A 1,114-nucleotide genomic window follows, 5' to 3' on the forward strand; every position below is an offset into this window, starting at 1 on the left:
CGGCCGGCATTCCCGTGCAGAAGCGGGTCTATGCCCACGGCTTCCTGTTCAACAGGGGCGAGAAGATGTCGAAGTCGGTCGGCAATGTCGTCGATCCCTTCAACCTTGCCGACCAGTATGGCGTCGACCAGATGCGCTATTTCTTCCTGCGCGAGGTGCCGTTCGGCCAGGACGGCAACTACAACCACGAGGCCATCGTCGCGCGCATCAATGCCGATCTCGCCAACGATCTCGGCAACCTTGCGCAGCGCTCGCTGTCGATGATTGGCAAGCAACTCGGCGGCGTGCTCCCGGAACCGGGTGAGTTCAGCGACAACGACAAGGCCATCCTGGCGATGGCCGACGGCATGATCGCAGCAAGCCGCGAGGCGATGGCGACGCAGCAGATCCATCACTGGCTCAACGCCGTGTGGGCCGTGGTCGCGGAAGCCAACCGCTATTTCGCGGGCGAGGCGCCTTGGGCGCTCGCCAAGACCGATCCTGCCAGGCAGAAGACGGTGCTCTATGTCACTGCCGAGGTCGTGCGCCAGATCGCGATTCTGGCCCAGCCGGCGATGCCGACCGCCTCGGGATTGCTGCTCGACAGCCTCGGTGTCCCCGAAGGCGAGCGCAATTTTGCGACACTCGGCGGCGCCAAGCGCATCGCGCCCGGCTCGACGCTGCCCGCGCCGACGCCGGCCTTCCCGCGCTACATCGAGCCGGCGGCCTGAGGCGTTCGGACGATGCTGGTCGACAGTCATTGCCATCTGGATTTTCCCGACTTTGCGGAAGATCTCGACGGGATCGTGTCGCGTGCGCGTGCCGCCGGAATCGGGCGCATGGTCACGATCTCGACACGGGTGCGTAAGCTCACTCAGCTTCTGGCCATCGCCGAGCGCTTCGACGATGTCTACTGCTCGGTCGGCACCCATCCGCACAACGCGGATGAGGAAGACGGCATCGCGCCGGACGAGCTGATCGCGTTGACGCAGCATCCCAAGGTCGTGGCGCTCGGCGAGGCCGGGCTCGACTATTTCTACGACAACGGCTCGCCGGAAGCGCAGGCGAGGGGCTTTCGCGCCCACATCGCGGCTGCCCGCGCGACCGGCCTGCCGCTGGTGATCCACACCCGCGA

The 1,114-nt window shown here is 65.9% G+C and carries 2 protein-coding genes; both read left to right on the top strand.

Annotated features, from left to right (window positions below):
- A partial coding sequence (locus AC1D00_RS42355) for a methionine--tRNA ligase (RefSeq protein ID WP_477014811.1) occupies positions 1-710 on the top strand: 710 nt, incomplete at its 5' end.
- Positions 711-722: 12 nt separating this feature from the next.
- Positions 723-1,114, top strand: a 392-nt coding sequence (locus tag AC1D00_RS42360) for a TatD family hydrolase (RefSeq protein WP_477014812.1), incomplete at its 3' end; no start/stop codon positions are given.

Source organism: Bradyrhizobium sp. P2_E8, from assembly GCF_056403875.1.